This window comes from Clostridiales bacterium (assembly GCA_017569285.1).
In the GTDB taxonomy this organism is placed as follows: Bacteria; Bacillota; Clostridia; order Christensenellales; family Aristaeellaceae; genus Aristaeella.
Genome location: CP069419.1, coordinates 2,095,569 through 2,113,907 on the forward strand (window position 1 = coordinate 2,095,569; position 18,339 = coordinate 2,113,907).

Consider the following 18,339-nt stretch of genomic DNA (forward strand, 5'->3'; position numbering starts at 1 on the left):
AAGGGGGACCGGAAAATGGGAGTGGACAGCAATCTGCTTCGCGAGATGCTGATGACACCGCAGATCTTCCTGCTGGTCGGCCTCACGGTTGCCGTTTTTACCGATACCTACCTTTCCCGCAAGCATAAAATGCTCATGCAGGTGATCTTCATCCTGGCGATGAGCCTGGTGGTGCAGAATGTGGTGGAGGACTGGCTCGCGTGCGAGCATCCGAACATCCAGATGCGCACCGGCTTTGCCATGTACGGATATATTGTCCGGCCGCTGTTCCTGCTGCTGTTCTGCCATATTGTAGCCCCGGACCGGAAGCATACCGCCGGCTGGATCCTGCTCGGCCTGAATACCGCAATCTACCTGCTGCTGGTGCCGATGACGAAACTGGTGTTCTGGATTGCGGCGGACAACCATTACCAGGGCGGCCCCCTTTCGAAGACCTGCATTATTACCAGCTTTATCCTGCTGGGACACCTGCTGTACCTCACCGTGGCGGAAAACCGCAAAACGCGGAAGCGGGCGCTGTGGCTCCCGATCACGATCATCATATTCATTTTTGTATCCATTTTCCAGGATTATGAAATCGGCGGGGAGCAGCAGCCGGTCGCCTTCCTGACGATGGCGATCGTCGGCGGCTCCGTGTTCTACTATATCTGGCTGCACATGCAGTTTGCCTGGAAGCATGAGGACGCGATGCACGCGCAGCAGCGCATCCAGATCATGATGAGCCAGATCCAGCCGCACTTTATGTACAACACGCTGGCGACCGTACAGGCGCTCTGCTATTCCGATCCGGAACAGGCGGCCGGGACGGTGGAGAAATTCGCACGGTACCTGCGGCAGAACCTGGACTCGCTGAGCGAGACGAACCTGGTGCCGTTCCGCAAGGAGCTGGAGCATACCCAGATCTACGCGGATATTGAAATGGTCATGTATCCGTCCGTGCATGTGGAGTGGGATATCGGGGAGGACGATTTCCTGCTGCCGGCGCTGACGGTGCAGCCGATTGTGGAGAATGCCATCCGCTACGGGGCGCGCTCACGCTCCGAGGGGAAGGTGGTCATCTCCACCCGGCGGGAAGACGGCGGCGTGATGATCCGCGTGACGGACAACGGAAAGGGCTTCGATCCGGACGCGGTGCCGCTGGATACCAACCGGTCGCACATCGGCCTGAAAAACGTGGACGAGCGGCTGGAGAAGATGTGCAACGGCTCCCTGGATGTTAAGAGTGTGATTGGCGAGGGTACCACCGTGACCCTCTGGATTCCGGATCCTCCCCCGGAGGCCGAAGACGGGAATAAGCCCGGACGGAAGAAACTGCCGGATAAAGCGAGGAACGACGGATGAGAGTTATTTGTGTGGACGACGCTGCGGTGATCCTGCAGCACACGCTGAAGCTGCTGGAGGAAATGCCGCAGATTGACGAGGTGAAAGGCTTCACCAATCCCCTGGAGGCGCTCGATTTTGTGAAGGAGAACCCGGTGGACCTGGCGCTGCTGGACATCGAGATGCCGGAGATGAACGGCATCCAGCTGGCGGGAAAGATCAAGGAGGTCCGCCCGGGAGTCGCCATCATCTTCCTCACGGCCTATTCCCAGTACGCGGTGGACGCCTTTTCCGTACGCGCGGCCGGATACCTGCTGAAGCCCGTGACCGCGGAGGCGCTGAAGAAGGATATCGCCTATGTGCTGTCCGCCCGGCCGAAGAAGGTGGAAGGGGATATCGTGATCCGCACCTTCGGCAATTTCGACGTGTACGTGAAGGGCGAGCCGGTACGGTTCAAGTCCGCCAAGGGCAAGGAACTGCTGGCCTACCTGGTGGACCGGCGCGGCGGGAACGTCACCCGTGCGGAGGCCTTCTCCGTGCTGTGGGAAGACCGGGATTACGACCGCGGCATGCAGAAATCGTTCGACGTGGTGATCCGCCGCCTGCGGGAAACGCTGCGGGAGTACAAGATAGAAAAAATATTCGAGATGAAACAGGGCACCATGCGGGTGTGCCCGGAGACTTTCACCTGTGACGCGTACCTCTTCTACGACGGGGACGTGGATGTGATCAATACTTATCCCGGCGAGTATATGAGCGCCTATTCCTGGGCGAGCATGACGGAAAGCTTCCTTACCTGGAAACTGACCGGGGAACGGTAAAAAAACATAGAAAAACAAAAATCCCCCATAAAATTTTTAAAAATCTATAAAATTGCACAGTTTTTGTTGGACATTTGTTGGACTTTATATGGTATTTTGTTCTTGCGGAAAGCAATCAGCGATCTGCCGGGGCCGTGGGACATCCCTCCGGATGTTCCCTCCAGGATTCACCCGGAGCAGGAACAAACCGGACGGAACAGGAGGCGGCACAGTGAAATTCCGGAACGCGGCGCGGGGCGTCAGGACCATCTTCATGGCGGAGAAATTCGAGCTGACCACAGCTCTGATTATGGCCGCCATGGTGATTGCGGTCCAGTTTGCCCGGGTGACCGAAACGTACGGATATTCCGCTGAAACCGATGCCCTCCGGATCGAGTCCATCGGCCTGATGATGATCGGCGGTGTGATCGCGATTATCGGTTTCATCTTCGCGGTGCAGGGCACACAGGATGCCTCCCGGAACGAACCGGTCTTCCGGAACACGCTGCCCTGGCTGATTGTCGGAATCGTCGGCATCCTGGCCGGCTGCGTGCTGAAGACCCTCGGTACCCACGCTTTCTCCTTCTGCTTCACCCTGGGGCGGATCGGCAACGTGATGGCTGCCTACTATGTGCTGACCGGGATCTCGGCCATTGCATCGAGGATGGGAAGCACTGAAGTGAGCCGGAAAACGAAGAGCACGATCAGCCGGGTGGTGACGCTGCAGGTGATCGCGTTCGTGCTGGAGCTCTTTGCCGGAGTGACCATGTTCGCCCGGAAACCGGTGGAAGGCGCTGTGGATCCCCTCGGATTCGTTCTCGGCACCTGCTCGCTCGTATCCATAATCCTTTCCGTTGCCGCTTACATCATTTACCTGAAGGCGCTGTCCAGCGCGCGGAAGATGCTGGGCGAGTAATGAGGTTATCCGGGATGAACACGAGACCGAAACCCGCTGAAGTGAAACCGGCTTCCGGCACGAAGTACGGGGAGTATACTCCCGGGCCTTACGCCGAGGAAGCCAACCGGTTCCTCCAGCAATGCCTCCGGCAGATCTGGAACGAAGATACGTTCCGGCAGGCCGAGCAGAAAAAAATATTTACGACAACTCCTTATGTCACTGCCAGGCTGTTCCTCAGTTCAGACGACTGGAACCGCTATCTGTGGATCCTCCACCACGGATCGCTTGAGGGATGTGCCTTGTGACATACTCCAGAAAAGGAGCGCCGGACTTTCTCCACCCGGCGCTCCATATTTTTTGTCTATTCAGCTGTGCGACCAAAGCGGCTGCTTTTTTTATTCCTTAAGGATCCGGACAATCGCGTCCCCGACCTCCCGCGTGGAGGCGGTTCCGCCGATATCCGGCGTGAGGACCTGCTTTTCCGTGAGCAGGCGCTCGATGGCGTCAATCACCTTGCGGCCCCATTCCTCATAGCCGAAGAAGTCCAGGATCTGGGATGCGGACCAGACGGCCGCCAGCGGATCGGCAATTCCCTTGCCGGCGATGTCCGGCGCGGAGCCGTGGATCGGCTCGAACATGGAGGGGAACTTCCGCTCCGGGTTCAGGTTGGCCCCGGCAGCCAGGCCCATGCCGCCGGCGATGGCGGCGCCCAGGTCGGTGAGGATATCGCCAAAGAGGTTGGAGGTGACGACGATCTCAAACCGCTTCGGGTTTTTCACCATGAACATGCTCGCCGCGTCCACCAGCAGGGAGTAAGTCTTCACATCCGGGTATTCCCGGCCGACTTCGGAAAAAACCTGGTCCCAGAAGACCATGGAGTAGTTGAGCGCGTTGCCCTTGCTGATGCTCGTCAGCGTTTTGTGCTCCTTCCGGGCCAGCTCATAGGCGTAGCGGATGACCCGCTCGCAGCCATGGCGGGAGAACACACCGTTCTGGATCACCACTTCGTTCGGCTGGCCCTTATACAGCCACGCGCCGCTGCCGGCGTATTCGCCCTCGCTGTTCTCGCGGACGAAGGTCATGTTGATGTCCTCCGGCTTCGCGTCCTTCAGCGGGCAGGGCGCGCCCTGCAGCAGCTTCACCGGCCGCAGGTTGATATACTGGTCAAAACCTTTGCGGATTTCCAGCAGCAGCCCCCACAGGGAGATATGGTCCGGCACGCCGGGGGCGCCGACCGCACCGAGGTAGATGGCGTCGAACTGCTTCAGCTGTTCGATGCCGTCGTCATCCATCATCTTCCCGTGCTGCAGGTAGAAATCGCAGCCCCAGGGGAATTCCGTCCATTCGAAACGGAAACCGCCGTCCAGCGCGGCCACCGCGTTGAGCACTTTGATCCCTTCGGCAATGACCTCCGGGCCGATTCCGTCCCCGGGAACGGAAGCCATTCTGTACGTTACCATGCCGACACCTCCTGATTCTGTATCCGGTTTTTGATGAAGGGGAAACCCATGTATACATTGTACATCTTTCGCGTGTGATTGTCCAGAAACGTTATGGTACTTGACTTGCAACCATTTCGGGACTACAATGAAAACGATGGAAACGAAAGGCATTTCGTTTGGAAAAAATAATAGGAAGATCCCGGAATGTTTTTTGCATGGACCGACCACAGGAAGGAGCTTCACCATGAACCAGCAATTACGCAGTGATGCCGATCAGATTATCCGGAAGGCGATTGCCGCCGTCCAGCCGGACGCCGCGGTGCAGCGTGCCCTGAGGGGAAAGGAATTCCCGGGCCGGGTGCTGCTGGTGGCCGCGGGCAAGGCCGCGTGGCAGATGGCCAAAGCCGCTTCCGACTGCCTGGGCGACCGGATTGAGAACGGTGTCGTGGTAACGAAATATGACCATGTCATGGGTCCCATCGCCAACTTTACATGCTTTGAGGCCGGGCACCCGGTGCCGGATGAGAATTCTTTCAGAGGCACCCAGGCGGCGCTGGACCTGGTGGCGGACCTGACGGAAAAGGATACCGTGCTGTTCCTGCTTTCCGGCGGCGGCAGCGCATTGTTTGAAAAACCCCTGATTCCCGCCGCGGAGCTGCAGGACATTACCGGCCAGCTGCTGGCCTGCGGAGCGGACATCGTGGAGATCAACACGCTGCGCAAGCGTTTTTCCCAGGTGAAGGGCGGCCGGTTTGCCCAGCTGTGCTGGCCGGCGAAGGTGGAGGCCGTGATTCTTTCCGATATTCTCGGCGACCCGCTGGATATGATCGCTTCCGGTCCCGCCTGCCCGGATACCGCCACCGCGGAGGACGCGCAGCGGATCCGCCGGAAATACAGCCTGCGCATGTCGGAAGCAGCGGAGAAGCTGCTGGATATTGAGACGCCCAAAACCCTGGACAATGTGCATACGCAGATCAACGGCAGCGTGCGCGAGCTGTGCTCCGCAGCGGCTACGGTCTGCCGGGAACTGGGCTATGAACCCGTCATGCTGACGGACCAGCTGTGCTGCCAGGCACGGGAGGCGGGAAGCTTCCTGGCTTCCATCCTGAAGACCCATGCTTCGGACACCCGGGCGCTGGCATTCATCGCCGGCGGCGAGACGGTCGTGAAGCTGACCGGGCACGGCAAGGGCGGACGGAACCAGGAGATCGCGCTATCCGCCGCGGCTGGGATTGCCGGCCTGGAACGGGCGGCTGTGTTCTCGGTGGGCAGCGACGGGACGGACGGCCCGACGGACGCGGCCGGCGGCTATGCCGACGGCGATACCTGCCGGGAACTCCTGGAACAGGGAATCACCATCGATGCTGTGCTGCAGGACAATGACGCGTACCACGCGCTGGAGAAAACCGGCGGCCTGATCATCACCGGCCCGACGGGAACGAACGTCAACGACGTGGCGGTTGCCCTGCTGAACTGATCTGGATTCTGTATCCATTGAAATAAAACGCTTTCAGCCATAAATGTATTGACAGTGCAAAACAACAGAGTATAATGTATACATAAGACATTGCAATTTCATATTACAGGAGGCTGTTATTCGTGAAAACGATTCAGATTCCGTATTACACATCGACCATGGATCTGCATGTGGAAGAGGAAAACCTGAAGGCGGTCATCTATTCCGGAACGGACGAGTACAAAACGGACAAAACCGAGGCGGAACTCGTGGAAGAAGCGCTCCGGAATCCGATCGGCACGCCTCCGCTGCGGGAACTGGCGAAGGGGAAGAAGAAGATCGTCCTGATTACCAGCGACCATACCCGCGCGGTGCCCAGCAAGCTGACACTGCCGATCCTGCTGCGGGAAATCCGGGAAGGGAACCCGGAGGCGGACATCACCATCCTCATCGCGACCGGTCTGCACCGCAAGACCACCGAGGAAGAACAGCGCCGGATGTTCGGCGACGCAATTGTGGACAATGAAAAAATCGTGGTCAACGAAGCCTTTAAACAGGAAGACTTCGACTTTGTCTGCGGCCTGCCCTCCGGCGCGGAGCTGTGGGTGAACAAGCTGGCGACGCACTGCGATCTGCTGATTTCCGAAGGCTTTATCGAGCCGCATTTCTTCGCGGGCTTCTCCGGCGGGCGCAAGAGCGTGCTGCCGGGCATCTGCAACGCGGCGACGGTGAACGAGAACCATTCCTACAAGGCGATCGCGAGCCCCTTCTCCACCACCGGCGTGCTGAAGCACAACCCGATCCACGAGGATATGGTCTATGCGGCGCGCAGCGTGCACCTGGCCTTTATCCTCAACGTGGCGCTGAACTCAAAGAAAAAGGTGATCGCGGCCTTTGCCGGCGACATGGAGGAAGCCCATGAGAAGGGCGTGGAGTTCGTCCGTTCGCTGGCCCAGTGCCCGGGGATTACCGGGGATATCGTGGTGACCTCCAACGGCGGATATCCGCTGGACCAGAACCTGTACCAGAGCCCGAAGGCTGTGGCGACCGCGGAGGCCTGCTGCAAGGACGGCGGCGTGATCATCATGTGCTGCAGCTGCGTGGACGGAATGGGCGGCACCCACTTTGAGAAACTGATCGTCAAAGGCACGGTGGACGAGATTGACGCGTACCTGTCCAAAATCCCGCCGAAGGAGAGTATCTCCGAGCAGTGGTGCGCGCAGATTTATTCCCGGATCCTGAAGAAGCACAGGGTGATCCTGGTGACCACCTACCTGGACCACGACCTGGTGCGCAAGGCCAACATGATCCCGGCCTCCAGCCCGGATGAGGCGCTGGCGATGGCCTATGACATGATGGGGAAGGACGCGAAGGTGGTTGTGATTCCAGACGGTGTGGCGGTCCTTGCCGTGAAGGAGGAAGGAAAATGATGAAAGGCCTGGCGCTCCGGGTGGATGACCTGGACAACGTGGCAACGGTGTTTGCCAACGGCGTGACCGCCGGAACGGAAATTGACGTGCGCGACAAGCGCGGGAATACCGACCGCATCACGGTGCATTCCGACATTCCCTACGGCCACAAGATCGCGGTGACCGATATTCCGGCCGGGAGCCATATCATGAAGTACGGTGAATCCATCGGCGAGGCAGAATGCGATATCCGCCGCGGGGACTACGTCCACGTTCATAATATGAAGGCGCTGCGCGGGCGCGGCGACCTGGAAGGGGAGGCTTGAAAATGGCATACACATTCCAGGGATACCGCCGTCCGGACGGCAAAATCGGCGCGCGGAATCTCGTCGCGGTGATCCCCAGCGTGATCTGCGCCAATGACGTGGGGCAGGCCATCTGCCGGCAGGTGCAGGGCACCATCGGATACTTCCACCACCAGGGCTGCTGCCAGCTGCCGCTGGACCTGAAGCGGGTGACGGATACGCTGTCCAACCTGGGACAGAGCGCGAACGTCGGCGCGGCGCTGATTGTGAGCCTCGGCTGCGAGGGAACAGACCATGAGCGCATTGTGGAAGAGATCCGGGCCACCGGCAAACCGGTGGAAATCATCCGGATCCAGGAGCTCGGCGGAACGAGCCGGGCGATCCAGGCGGGCATCGACGCGGCCCAGCGCATGGTGCAGGAGATTTCAGGCATGCAGCGGGAAACCGCGGACATCTCCGAACTGACCATGGCGATCAAGTGCGGCGCCAGCGATACCACCAGCGGCATGGCCAGCAACTGCGTGATCGGCTATGTGGCGGATAAGCTGGTGGACCTGGGCGCAACGGTGATCTTTGGCGAGACGACGGAGTTCCTGGGCGGGGAGCATATCCTGGCCCGGCGCGCCGTGGGCGGCGAGAACGGCCCGGTCGGACAGAAGATTTACAGAATCGTGGATGAAATGGAAAAGCGCGCGATGGCCATCGGCGAGGATATGCGCGGCGGCCAGCCGACGCCCGGCAACATCGCCGGCGGACTGAGCAGCATCGAGGAAAAGAGCCTCGGCGCCATCGTGAAATCCGGCCACCGGCCGATCCAGGGCGTGCTGGAATACTGCGACCGCGCGGACGGGAAGAAGGGCCTGTGGATCAAGGATTCCCCCGGACGCGAGCCGGAGATCCTCACCGGCATGGCGGCCACCGGCGCGCAGGTGATGATGTTCTCCACCGGGCGCGGCGCCCCGCAGGGATTCCCCTCCATGCCCGTGATCAAGATCTGCGGCAACCCGAACACCTATGAGCGGATGCAGCATGATATGGACCTGAACGCCGGGCGGATCATCACCGGCGAGAAGACGATCGAGGAGGTCGGCGAGGAAGCCTTCGCGCTGCTGCTGGAGGTCCTGAACGGAAAGATGACCAGGAATGAGGCGCTGGGCTATTACGGCAGCATGGATATCTTCTGCCTCGGCCCGGTGATCTGACCAGACGGCTTTTTCACCCGGATGGGTGACAAAATAAAGCAATATTGAAGGAGGAAACCAATCATGATGAGCCCTGTACTTGCCATGGCAATCGGTATTGTGGTCATGCTGCTGCTGATCATCTTTACCCGGATGCACGCATTCCCAGCCCTGATTATCTCCGCGGTCCTGATCGCCATCCTGGCGATGCCGGTCGGTGACGTCATCAACACGGTGACCACCGGTTTCGGCAACACGATGAAGAGCATCGGTATCGTCATCGGCTTCGGATGTATCATGGGTATTTTCCTGGAGAAATCCGGAGCTGCCAAGCGGATGGCCCTGACCATCCTGAAGCTGGTCGGCGTCAAGAACTGCGACGTCGTGCTCGGCCTGACCGGTTTTGTGGTATCCATCCCGGTGTTCTGCGATTCCGGTTTCGTCATCCTGTCCTCGCTGGCGAAGGAATTCTCCCGCCTGACCAAGAAGAGCATGGTCTGGCTGGGCGGCATCCTCGGCATGGGCCTGTATATCACGCACTTCATGGTGCCGCCGACCCCCGGCCCGCTGGCGGTTGTCTCTACGTTCAATGAGAACGGCCACGGCCTGGACCTCGGCCTGTACATCATCTACGGCCTGCTGATCTCCATCCCGCTGTTCATCGCCGCCGTGTTCCTCTTCCGGTACTACGGCAAGAAGTATCCGGACCTGGTCGTCCGCGATGAGGAAATCGACCGCTCCAAGTACACCCCGGCGCAGCTGGCCGTCCTCGACCGCATCGCCCAGAAGTCCCGCGAGGGCAAGGAACTGGAGAACAAGGACTTTGAAGACCTGCTGGCCGCCGAGAAGCTGCCGAGCGCGTTCATGTCCTTCTTCACCCTGCTGTGCCCCATCGTGCTGATCTTCGCCAACACCATCGTCGGCCAGATCCCCGCGCTGAACGGAACCACCTTCAAGGGAATCGTGCAGCTGATCGGTAACCCCGTGATGGCGCTGTTCATCTCCCTGTGCATCGGCGCGTTCTTCCTCTGCAGGGAATTTGACCGCAAGACCTGCGTGAAGCTGATGGGCGATGCCTGCAAGGACGCCGGCCCCATCGTGTTCATCACCGCCGCCGGCGGCGCGCTGGGCGCTGTCATCAACAATATCGGCGCTGCCAAGATCATGGCGGACTGGCTGGTTGCCACCGGTATCCCCGGCATCCTGGTCCCGATCCTGATCGGTGTGATCATGCGGTTCCCGCAGGGCTCCGGCACCACGGCCATGATCACCGGTTCCGCGATCGTTGCTCCCATGGTTGCCACCCTGGGCATCAACCCCTACCTCGCGGCGCTGGCACTGTGCCTTACCACGATGTGCCCCAGCTACCTCAACGACTCCTACTTCCATGTGGTGACCAACTTCTCCGGCATGGACATCAAGACCAGCCTGAAGACATGGTCGGTTTCCACCTTCATTATCCCGGCGGTAGGATCGGTCATCCTGATTCTCCTCTCGCTGGTTATCCACTGATTCCCCTGCCCGCAGCGCGGGCGCATAAAAAAGCACCCTGCGGCTTCGTGCCGCAGGGTGCTTTCTCATTTTCCCCGGTTTATTTTTCGGAATTCATTCCCCGCAGGATGGCGTCCCGCGCCAGTTCCAGGTGGGTGCGGTTGATTCTGTCCGCCTGCTCCGGATTCCCCGTCAGCAGCGCGTGGACGATTTCCCGGTGCTCATCCAGCGATTCCCGGAAGCGCTGCGCGTCCATCAGGGACAGGATGCGGAACTGCTGGTTCATGGAGCGCACCCGGTCGTAGGTGTCGTTCACCAGGCTGTTGTCAGCCAGGTGCACGATCTCCTCGTGCAGCTTCTCGTCCGTGGCGGTATAGGCCTCCACGTCGCCGTCTTTGAAATGCTTCTCCAGATCTCCCAGCAGCCGCAGCAGGCGGTCCCGCCGGGCGGAGGTCTGGTGCCCGGCGCTGTGGTAAATCGCGTAGGCCTCCAGCATCACCCGCAGGTCGAAGATTTCCTCAATATCCTTCGCGGTGAATTCCTTGACGTATACGCCCTTGTTGGGGATTTCCAGCAGCAGGCCGTCTGCCGCCAGCTGGCGCAGTGCCTCGCGCACCGGGCTGCGGCTCACGTCCAGGCTCTCCGCGATGTCCAGTTCCTGCAGGCGGGTGCCGGGCGCGTATACGCCCCGGCAGATATTGTCCCGGAGGATCTGGTAGACCTGCTCGCGCATGGTCGTAATGGTTCTTTTCGCGGCCATTGTTTTCTCACGCCCCGTTATGAAATGGGTGGTTTTCCATTCAATCCATTATAGCAGAAAGATCTTCCGCCTTCAAGGAACCGGCTTCCCGGAGAACGACGCAGCCCGCGTCCGGCAGGCCGAAGGCGGCGAAGTAGGCATCCTCCAGCGGAATCCAGCGCTTGCGGAACATCGCGAGGCTTTCGGGGGATTCCCGCGCGATGAGCCGCGCCTCCCGGATTTCCGGCGCGGTGGCCAGGAAGAACCGGACGTCCGCCGTATCCCGAATCACGGGGATATTGCAGTAGCTGCCCTCCAGGATCAGCGCGCGGCATTCCGGCAGCGCCTCCGGGGGCAGCAGGCGGTCCGCCCGGCAGTCATACCGGGAGAACAGAACGGGGAGGCCGGCGCGCCAGGGCGCGCAGACCTCCCGGGCCAGGCGTCCGGAATCGCAGTTGCCTCCCGGAACCGCCAGGCGTTCTTCGGTTTTCAAAGCATGGGGAATCACATAATCATCGGTATGGATGACCGTGGCGTCCAGCATTTCCGCCAGGCGGGAAGCCAGCGTGGTCTTCCCGGAGGCGCACGGCCCGTCGATGGTGATCAGCGGGCGGTCCATCTCCCGGATTTTCCGTACGGCATCCCGGAGGATCAGCAGTTCGTCATCCATATATAACACCCGTCAGTCCCTGTTGGCGTTCAGGCCGGCCTTTTCCAGCGCGTAGACAATCACCGGAATCAGCACCAGCTGCACGATGATGCCCGGGATGGCCGTGGTGATCGCTCCGGACAGGAACGCGGCAAAGGTAAAGCCGTTTCCGGCGATGCCGGCCAGCACCAGACGGACGATTCCCCATACCACGCGGCCGAGGATCATGGCGATCAGCAGGGAAGCATAGATCCCCGGGATGGTCTTCGGGAACTTCCGGTACAGGAATCCGGCCACACCGCCGTATACAGCCAGCTCAAAGGCCATGGCTACGGCGCCCGGGAACATGGGCGGCATGCTGAACAGCACGGAGCGCAGCAGCGGGGCGATAAAGCCCACAGCCAGACCCCAGGGCCAGCCGCACAGGAAACCGCACAGCAGCACCGGGATGTGCATCGGGCACAGGGCGGAGCCGATCTGCGGGATCTGGCCGGTGAGGAAAGGCAGCACCAGGGCGAGGGCGAGGCAGATGGCCGCGTAGGTCAGGCGGCGCACCTTCAGGGAATTGGCGGATGATGTGTTGCTCATTTTTTCTCTCCTTCTGTCAGCTGGCGGATGTACTGCATCGCGTCGGACAGAATCGCTGCGGAGCCTTTGACGGTGCCGGCCACGTAGGTGCTGCACAGGTTCATGGGAATCAGGACCCGGCGGGCCAGGCTGGAAGCCACCGCGTTGGCCATGGCCGGGGAGATTTCCCCCATCATGGCGTCCGCCATGGTGATGCCCAGCGGCCCGACGATAACATCCGCCGTACGGCAGGCCACAATGACCGCGTTCTCCCCGGTGGCATAATGATCGGCACAGTCCGCCTTCATCATGTTCCCGGTGGCGATACTGTTGGTCCCCACCGCGGTGATCTCCGCCCCGGGGCAGATCTTCCGGATCTCCTCGGTCAGCGTTTTTCCCATCCGGCCGCCCTGGCCGTCCAGCACCAGGATATTCACACGGATCCCTCCTGCCTTCATTTCATATCATATCAGCACAGGCGGAAGCGCGGACCCGCTGCCGGCCACAAAAAAAGCCGGCAGCTGTCTTCAGGCAGCTTCGGCATCTTCTGATACCGGCTATTGCAACGATTCTTCGCGGATACAGGCTGCTTGTGCAGCTCCCGCCAGTTTGTACTGACAGGGGGATTTTACCATGAATTGTACAGGCGCGTCAATGCATTTCCACCGCCACAGACTGACTATGGCGTATCATATATTTTTATGGTAGAATATCGAAAATGACAGGTGCAGACCGTACAACCTGGAAGGAGGGTTACCGGATGATTTTTATCGGCATCTGCGGAGCCAGCGGAAGCGGAAAATCCACGCTGGCCCATGCCCTGGAGGAACGCCTGGGCAGCAATCGCTGCCTGGTGCTGCAGCAGGACGCGTATTACCGGGACCACCCGGATCTCACCTTTGAACAGCGTGTGAAGCTGAACTACGACGAGCCGGAGATCTTCGACCACGACCTGCTGCTGGAGGATATCTGCCAGCTGGAACGGGGCGGCGGCATCTCCCGCAAGGTATACAACTTCAGCGAGCACCGGCGGGATGACCGGCCGGATGAGATCATCCTGCCCCGGGACGTCGTGATCCTCGAAGGCATCCACACCTTCCATGACCGGCGGCTGACGGAAAAGATGTTCCTCAAGCTCTACATGCAGGTGGAGCCGGATATCTGCCTCCTGCGCCGGATTGAGCGCGACATCGTGGAGCGCGGGCGGGACATCCAGGGCATCAGCACGCAGTACCTCAACAGCGTGAAGCCCATGTTTGACAAGTATATCCGCAACTACATCAGCGACGCCGATGTGATCGTCGCCAACGGCGGGAAGAACGCCCGCATCGTGGATATCCTGGCCGGATATGTGCAGGATGCCCTGCGCGGCGAATAACCGCAGAATCCGGTAAAAACCCGTAACCGATATTCCGACGGCACGAAGCCGATACAGGAGGGGGAAACCCGCCATGAAGAACCAGCCGGGCGACAGGAAAATATTCAATATTTTCAGGCTCTGTTTCCTCATGCTCCTGGCTGTCTCCGCAATCGGCGCCGCCGTCTACACCGTGACCAACCCGCAGATTGAAACCTGGGGCAGCGACGTCATCTACCTGGACGGGCTGCAGGCGCGGGACAAAGACGGGAATCCCATCGAAATCACCGCGAATCAGCGGTATGAATACGACGAAAACAACATACTCGAAGTGAACGGAACGCTCCCGGACCGTGTCCGGGACGGGGACTATATCTGCTTCCTGACATGGTATGATACCGAAATCCTTGTCAACGGGGAAGAGATCAACCGCTTCAGCGCGTCCGCGGTGACGCTGCCCGGCGGGCTCCTCAAATCCGTGTACTTCTTTACGCCCCTGCAGGCGGAATACGCCGGGCAGCCGGTCACCATCCGCTACCACCGGGGCGAGGATTCCGACACCTGCCGGGTATTCGAGATGACGGTAGGCACCCGGGCGGACCTGTACCGGATGATCGTGGAGAAATACGGCACGACCTTCTCCCTGGGACTGATCATCCTGGCGATTGCCGGCCTGGTGCTGCTGATCGGCCTGTTCCTGCAGATCGGCCGGAAGAACGTCCTCAGCATCATCGATATTTCCCTGGGCGTGGGCGTTACCGCGGCGTGGATCCTGCTGGACTCCTATTTCTATCCCTTCGTGTTCGGCAGCAACCATATTGACGGCATCGCATCCTACCTGGTCTGCCTGCTGCTGCCGTTCCCGTACATCGCCTATATGTCCTCCCTGCAGAAGGGGCGCCACCGCCGGACCTACATGGTGATGAACATCATCACCCTGGCGATGTTCATCCTGTGCACCCTGCTGCATTTCACCGGCCTGGTCAAATTCTACGATACCCTGCCGTTCATCGACTTCATGCTGGCCGCGTTCATGCTGGCCGAGCTGTGGATCCTGGTGGGCGAATACCGGCAGGGCTACCTGAAAACCTACAGGTATACCGCCATCGGCTTTATCGGCATGATGCTCTTCGGCATGGGCGAGATCGTGATGATCCTCCGGCCCACCGCGTCCAACGACGGTTCTTTGATTCTCGTGGGCCTGCTGTTCCTGCTCATATTTGCAATCACCCAGCAGCTCCGGGATATGCGGAACACCGAGCTGGAAAAGCAGCGCGCAATGGAACTCTCCCGGACCAAGACGGACTTCCTGGCCAGCATGTCCCACGAGATCCGCACCCCGATCAACTCCATCCTCGGCATGAATGAGATGATCCTGCGCGAGAACAAGGATCCGGAAATCGAAAACTACGCCAACACCATCCAGCGCTCCGGGCGGATGCTCCTGGGCCTGGTGAACGACGTGCTGGACTTCTCCCGCATTGAGGCCGGCGTGCTGGAGATCACCCCGGCGGATTACCGCCTGACCGAGCTGCTGACGGATATCGCCTTCATCACCCGGGAACAGACGGACCAGAAGGGCCTTGCCTTTGAAATCTCCGTAGCTCCCGGCGTTCCGGACGGCATGTACAGCGACGAATTCCGCATCAAGCAGATCCTGCTGAACCTCATCAGCAACGCCGTCAAGTACACCGACAAGGGCAAGGTAACCATCCTGGTCGGCGGGGAATATGAGACCCCGATCACAGAAAAGGAAAACGAAATCTACCGCCTGAAACTGACCGTGCAGGATACCGGCCGCGGCATCCGCGAGGAAGACCGCGACCACCTGTTTGAGGCCTTCCGCCGCAGCGACCTGAAGGTCAACCGCAGTATCGAGGGAACCGGCCTCGGCCTGGCCATCGTCAAGAACATCGTGGACAGCATGCACGGCACTGTCAGCGTTGAATCCGAATACAATGAGGGCTCCAGCTTCACCGTGGAGCTGCCGCAGGAGGTCACCGACAAAACCCCGGTGCCTGCCAACCCGGAAGCTGTCCGGCAGCCCGTCCAGCCGGATGCCGTCCGCCGCACCGGCACCTTTACCGCGCCGGAGGCGCGGATCCTGGCTGTGGATGACAACCGCCCGAACCTGAGTATTGTCTCCGCCCTCCTGAAGGAAACGGAAATCAAAATCGACCTGTGCTCCGACGGCCGCCAGGCGCTGATCCAGTGCCGCCGCAACCAGTATGACCTGATCCTTCTCGACCATATGATGCCCGAACCGGACGGCATCCAGACCCTGGAGATGATCCGCAAGGATCCCCACTCCAAAAACCGCAGCACCCCTGCCGTCGTCCTCACCGCCAACGCGGTGGCCGGCAGCCGGGAGATGTACATGAAGGCCGGCTTTGCCGACTACCTCACCAAGCCCCTGGACTCCGCCCTCCTGGAGAAGACCGTCCGAAACTACATCCCAACAAACAAAATCCATGAAATTCCCAAAGAAACCAAGCAGGATCCCGGAGAAGAAAACGAGATCTTCGAATTCGAGCCGGAAGGGGAACCCGAACCGGAAGAAGAAAAAATCCAGAACACAGTAAATCCCATCAGCACAATCGAAGGAATCGACTACCAATCCGCCCTGGCCAACACCGGCGGAAGCGAGGAATTCCTCCGGCAGATCATGCTGGACATCGCCTCCGAAGCCCCGGACAAAGTGGGAGCCCTGCGCCGCTCCGCCAGGGAAGGCGATCTTAAGGCCTACCGCATTGCTGCCCACTCCATCAAGGGACTGATGGCCACCATCGGCGCCAGCCAGCTGAGCGATAAGGCAAAGATGCACGAATATGCTGCCACAGAAGGCCGGAAGGACTACATCACCGCCCACGTGGAAGAGCTGATCCAGGAATATGAGCAGATGACCAGCTGCATCATCGACGCACTAAAATAACAGCCAACAAAAACAATAAAAGTACAAAAGAAAACACAAAAACAGACCACTCAAAGAACCGGCTTCCTGCAAACGGAACATAGCAGGATTGTCCGGTTTTTTGGTATATGTGCCGATTTTTAGAACCATGTATACAATAATATGTAGGGTAAATTCAATATATTTTCATTTTCGGAACCCTGAAAGGCAATCAGCAAGCCGTTTACAGCCGAAAAAATACCTGTGGACGGAATGAACGAAAGATGATATGATATACAATGGTTACATGGAAGATGGAAAAGAGTTACTTATAAACCTGCAAATGGTTACTTATATGCCCTGAAGGAGTTGAAAGCCATGGAGAACGGATCCCTGCGGATAGATTTTAAAAAACTGGCTGTTTACCTTCTGAAACGGTGCTGGCTGATTATCCTTTGTGCGGCCATCGGGTTTGCGGGAATGTACTGGTATTCGAATAATTATGAGCAGGATACTTATACTGCTTTTGCGACGGTATACGTCCTGAATGGTAATCCTAATCTGGTAAATTACCAGTATACAAATATGAATGACCTTAGCTCTGCGGTTGCGCTGCTGGATACCTATACGGTGGTGATTAAGAGTACTAAGGTGATGTCTGTTGTTACAGAACGTTTGGCATCAGAATATCCTGGTATAAGTGCAGGGTATATTGCCAATACGCTGACTATGGGGTCTGTTGCTGAAACTGGTGTGCTCAAAATCATCAGTACAACACCGGATGCAAAACTGTCCGCGGACATTTGTAATGCAGTGGTAGATGTAGCTCCGGCAGAAATAATTCGCGTGGTCAATGCCGGCAATATTGAAGTGATAGACTATGCGGAAACTCCAAGATATGCAGATGAACGATCTCCAATGAAGAAGGGAATCATTGGTGCATTGGCAGGAGGTATCTTGGCTGCCATGCTGCTGATACTGTTATTCCTGCTGAACCGAAAGGTGACGGATACAGAAGATCTGACGGACAAATATACCCCGCCGGTTCTGGCTGAAATCCGGCGAAAGAATGTGAAAGGTTCAGAGCCTGCCCGGCTTCTGCTGGACAGCGGCAGTCTGGTAGAACAGATTGAAAGTTATGCAAAACTGCGGATGAACCTGTTATATACATTAGCAGGCAAAGAGAAAAAAGCGATTGTTATTTCGAGTGCGATTTCCGGGGAAGGCAAATCTACCATTGCGGCGAACCTTGCGATTTCATGTGCGATGAGTGGAAAAAAGGTGTTGCTGGTGGATGCAGATATCCGCCGGGCTTGCCAGAAAGATCATTTTAAATACGAGATAGAAACACCTGGCCTGTCTGAAGCACTGATCGGAGAAGGCAACTGGTGGGACATGGTGATTCCATCCGGACGGGAGAACCTGAGCATTCTTCCGGCTGGTCATGCGGCACCGAATCCCGCGGAACTGCTTAGCTTACCGGCGTTGCCGGCCATGCTGTCAGAGATGGAAAAGGAGTTTGACCTGGTTCTGTTCGATACGCCGCCGATGAATGTGGTCTCTGATCCGCTGGCACTTTCGTCTTATGTGGCAGGCTGCATTCTGGTGATCCGGCAGAATTACTCGGATCATCGGGAAATCCGTAAAGCTTTGGTATCTGCGGAAATGGCAGGCATGAGTGTTCTCGGCTTCGTGTTTTATGGAGAAAAACTGAAGCAGGGTCAATATTATGGAAAAAAGTATTACAAGAAATATTATAGCCGGTACGAAAAACAAGCGGAGAAATAAGAGAATTGTTATCTGCGAAAATGCTCTGACAGTGATGGAGGAAAACT

The 18,339-nt window shown here is 58.5% G+C and carries 17 protein-coding genes; 12 read left to right on the top strand and 5 right to left on the bottom strand.

What is annotated here, in order from left to right:
• The first annotated feature begins 15 nt into the window (after nt 1-15).
• From JNO48_09135 to JNO48_09150, 4 genes are all read left to right on the top strand, one after another.
• Entirely contained in the window at nt 16-1,341 is a 1,326-nt protein-coding gene (locus JNO48_09135; GenBank protein QTE67366.1) for a histidine kinase, read from the top strand.
• Nucleotides 1,338-2,141 carry a response regulator gene (locus JNO48_09140; GenBank protein ID QTE67367.1) on the top strand — a complete coding sequence of 268 codons (804 nt, stop codon included), beginning with the start codon at nt 1,338-1,340 and terminating at the stop codon, nt 2,139-2,141. The genes JNO48_09135 and JNO48_09140 overlap by 4 nt, the downstream gene beginning before the upstream one ends.
• A 211-nt stretch (nt 2,142-2,352) precedes the next feature.
• Nucleotides 2,353-3,036, top strand: a complete 684-nt coding sequence (locus tag JNO48_09145) for a hypothetical protein (protein QTE67368.1) — start codon at nt 2,353-2,355, stop codon at nt 3,034-3,036.
• 14 nt (nt 3,037-3,050) lie between these two features.
• Nucleotides 3,051-3,323: a hypothetical protein gene (locus tag JNO48_09150; GenBank protein ID QTE67369.1), complete on the top strand. Its 273-nt coding sequence runs from the start codon at nt 3,051-3,053 to the stop codon at nt 3,321-3,323.
• A 90-nt stretch (nt 3,324-3,413) separates the two neighbouring features.
• On the opposite strand, the gene JNO48_09155 is transcribed toward JNO48_09150, so the two are convergent.
• The gene (locus JNO48_09155; GenBank protein QTE67370.1) at nt 3,414-4,478 is read right to left on the bottom strand and encodes a tartrate dehydrogenase; all 1,065 of its coding nucleotides are present in this window, start codon (nt 4,476-4,478) and stop codon (nt 3,414-3,416) included.
• 226 nt (nt 4,479-4,704) lie between these two features.
• On the opposite strand from JNO48_09155, the gene JNO48_09160 reads away from it, so the two are divergent.
• The 5 genes from JNO48_09160 (at nt 4,705) to JNO48_09180 (ending at nt 10,323) form a co-directional block, all read left to right on the top strand.
• Nucleotides 4,705-5,937 carry a glycerate kinase gene (locus tag JNO48_09160; protein QTE67371.1) on the top strand — a complete coding sequence of 411 codons (1,233 nt, stop codon included), beginning with the start codon at nt 4,705-4,707 and terminating at the stop codon, nt 5,935-5,937.
• A gap of 122 nt (nt 5,938-6,059) precedes the next feature.
• Entirely contained in the window at nt 6,060-7,346 is a 1,287-nt protein-coding gene (gene larA / locus JNO48_09165; GenBank protein ID QTE67372.1) for a nickel-dependent lactate racemase, read from the top strand.
• Nucleotides 7,343-7,651 (top strand): UxaA family hydrolase, encoded by a 309-nt coding sequence (locus JNO48_09170; GenBank protein QTE67373.1) that lies wholly within the window; start codon nt 7,343-7,345, stop codon nt 7,649-7,651. Before larA ends, JNO48_09170 begins: the two co-directional genes overlap by 4 nt.
• 2 nt (nt 7,652-7,653) lie before the next feature.
• Entirely contained in the window at nt 7,654-8,832 is a 1,179-nt protein-coding gene (locus tag JNO48_09175) for a UxaA family hydrolase (GenBank protein QTE67374.1), read from the top strand.
• Between the two features lie 63 nt (nt 8,833-8,895).
• A complete protein-coding gene (locus JNO48_09180) occupies nt 8,896-10,323 on the top strand; it encodes a GntP family permease (GenBank protein ID QTE67375.1) in 1,428 nt (475 codons plus the stop codon).
• A 79-nt stretch (nt 10,324-10,402) separates the two neighbouring features.
• Here the strand turns inward: JNO48_09180 and JNO48_09185 are convergent, their stop codons facing one another.
• The 4 genes from JNO48_09185 to JNO48_09200 are packed head-to-tail and all read right to left on the bottom strand — an operon-like array spanning nt 10,403 to nt 12,694.
• Complete coding sequence (locus tag JNO48_09185; GenBank protein QTE67376.1) at nt 10,403-11,062, bottom strand: GntR family transcriptional regulator; 660 nt, start codon at nt 11,060-11,062, stop codon at nt 10,403-10,405.
• 40 nt (nt 11,063-11,102) lie between these two features.
• Nucleotides 11,103-11,711, bottom strand: a complete 609-nt coding sequence (locus JNO48_09190; GenBank protein ID QTE67377.1) for a (d)CMP kinase — start codon at nt 11,709-11,711, stop codon at nt 11,103-11,105.
• Between the two features lie 12 nt (nt 11,712-11,723).
• Nucleotides 11,724-12,278, bottom strand: coding sequence for an ECF transporter S component (locus JNO48_09195; protein ID QTE67378.1), 555 nt, complete (start codon nt 12,276-12,278; stop codon nt 11,724-11,726).
• The gene (locus JNO48_09200; GenBank protein ID QTE67379.1) at nt 12,275-12,694 is read right to left on the bottom strand and encodes a DUF3842 family protein; all 420 of its coding nucleotides are present in this window, start codon (nt 12,692-12,694) and stop codon (nt 12,275-12,277) included. Before JNO48_09200 ends, JNO48_09195 begins: the two co-directional genes overlap by 4 nt.
• Before the next feature lie 323 nt (nt 12,695-13,017).
• Here JNO48_09200 and udk point away from each other — a divergent pair, with 323 nt between their 5' ends.
• From udk to JNO48_09215, 3 genes are all read left to right on the top strand, one after another.
• A complete protein-coding gene (gene udk, locus JNO48_09205) occupies nt 13,018-13,635 on the top strand; it encodes a uridine kinase (GenBank protein QTE67380.1) in 618 nt (205 codons plus the stop codon).
• Nucleotides 13,636-13,708: 73 nt separating this feature from the next.
• Nucleotides 13,709-16,546: a response regulator gene (locus tag JNO48_09210; protein QTE67381.1), complete on the top strand. Its 2,838-nt coding sequence runs from the start codon at nt 13,709-13,711 to the stop codon at nt 16,544-16,546.
• Between the two features lie 336 nt (nt 16,547-16,882).
• Nucleotides 16,883-18,292, top strand: a complete 1,410-nt coding sequence (locus tag JNO48_09215; GenBank protein ID QTE67382.1) for a polysaccharide biosynthesis tyrosine autokinase — start codon at nt 16,883-16,885, stop codon at nt 18,290-18,292.
• The last annotated feature ends 47 nt before the right edge of the window (nt 18,293-18,339 follow it).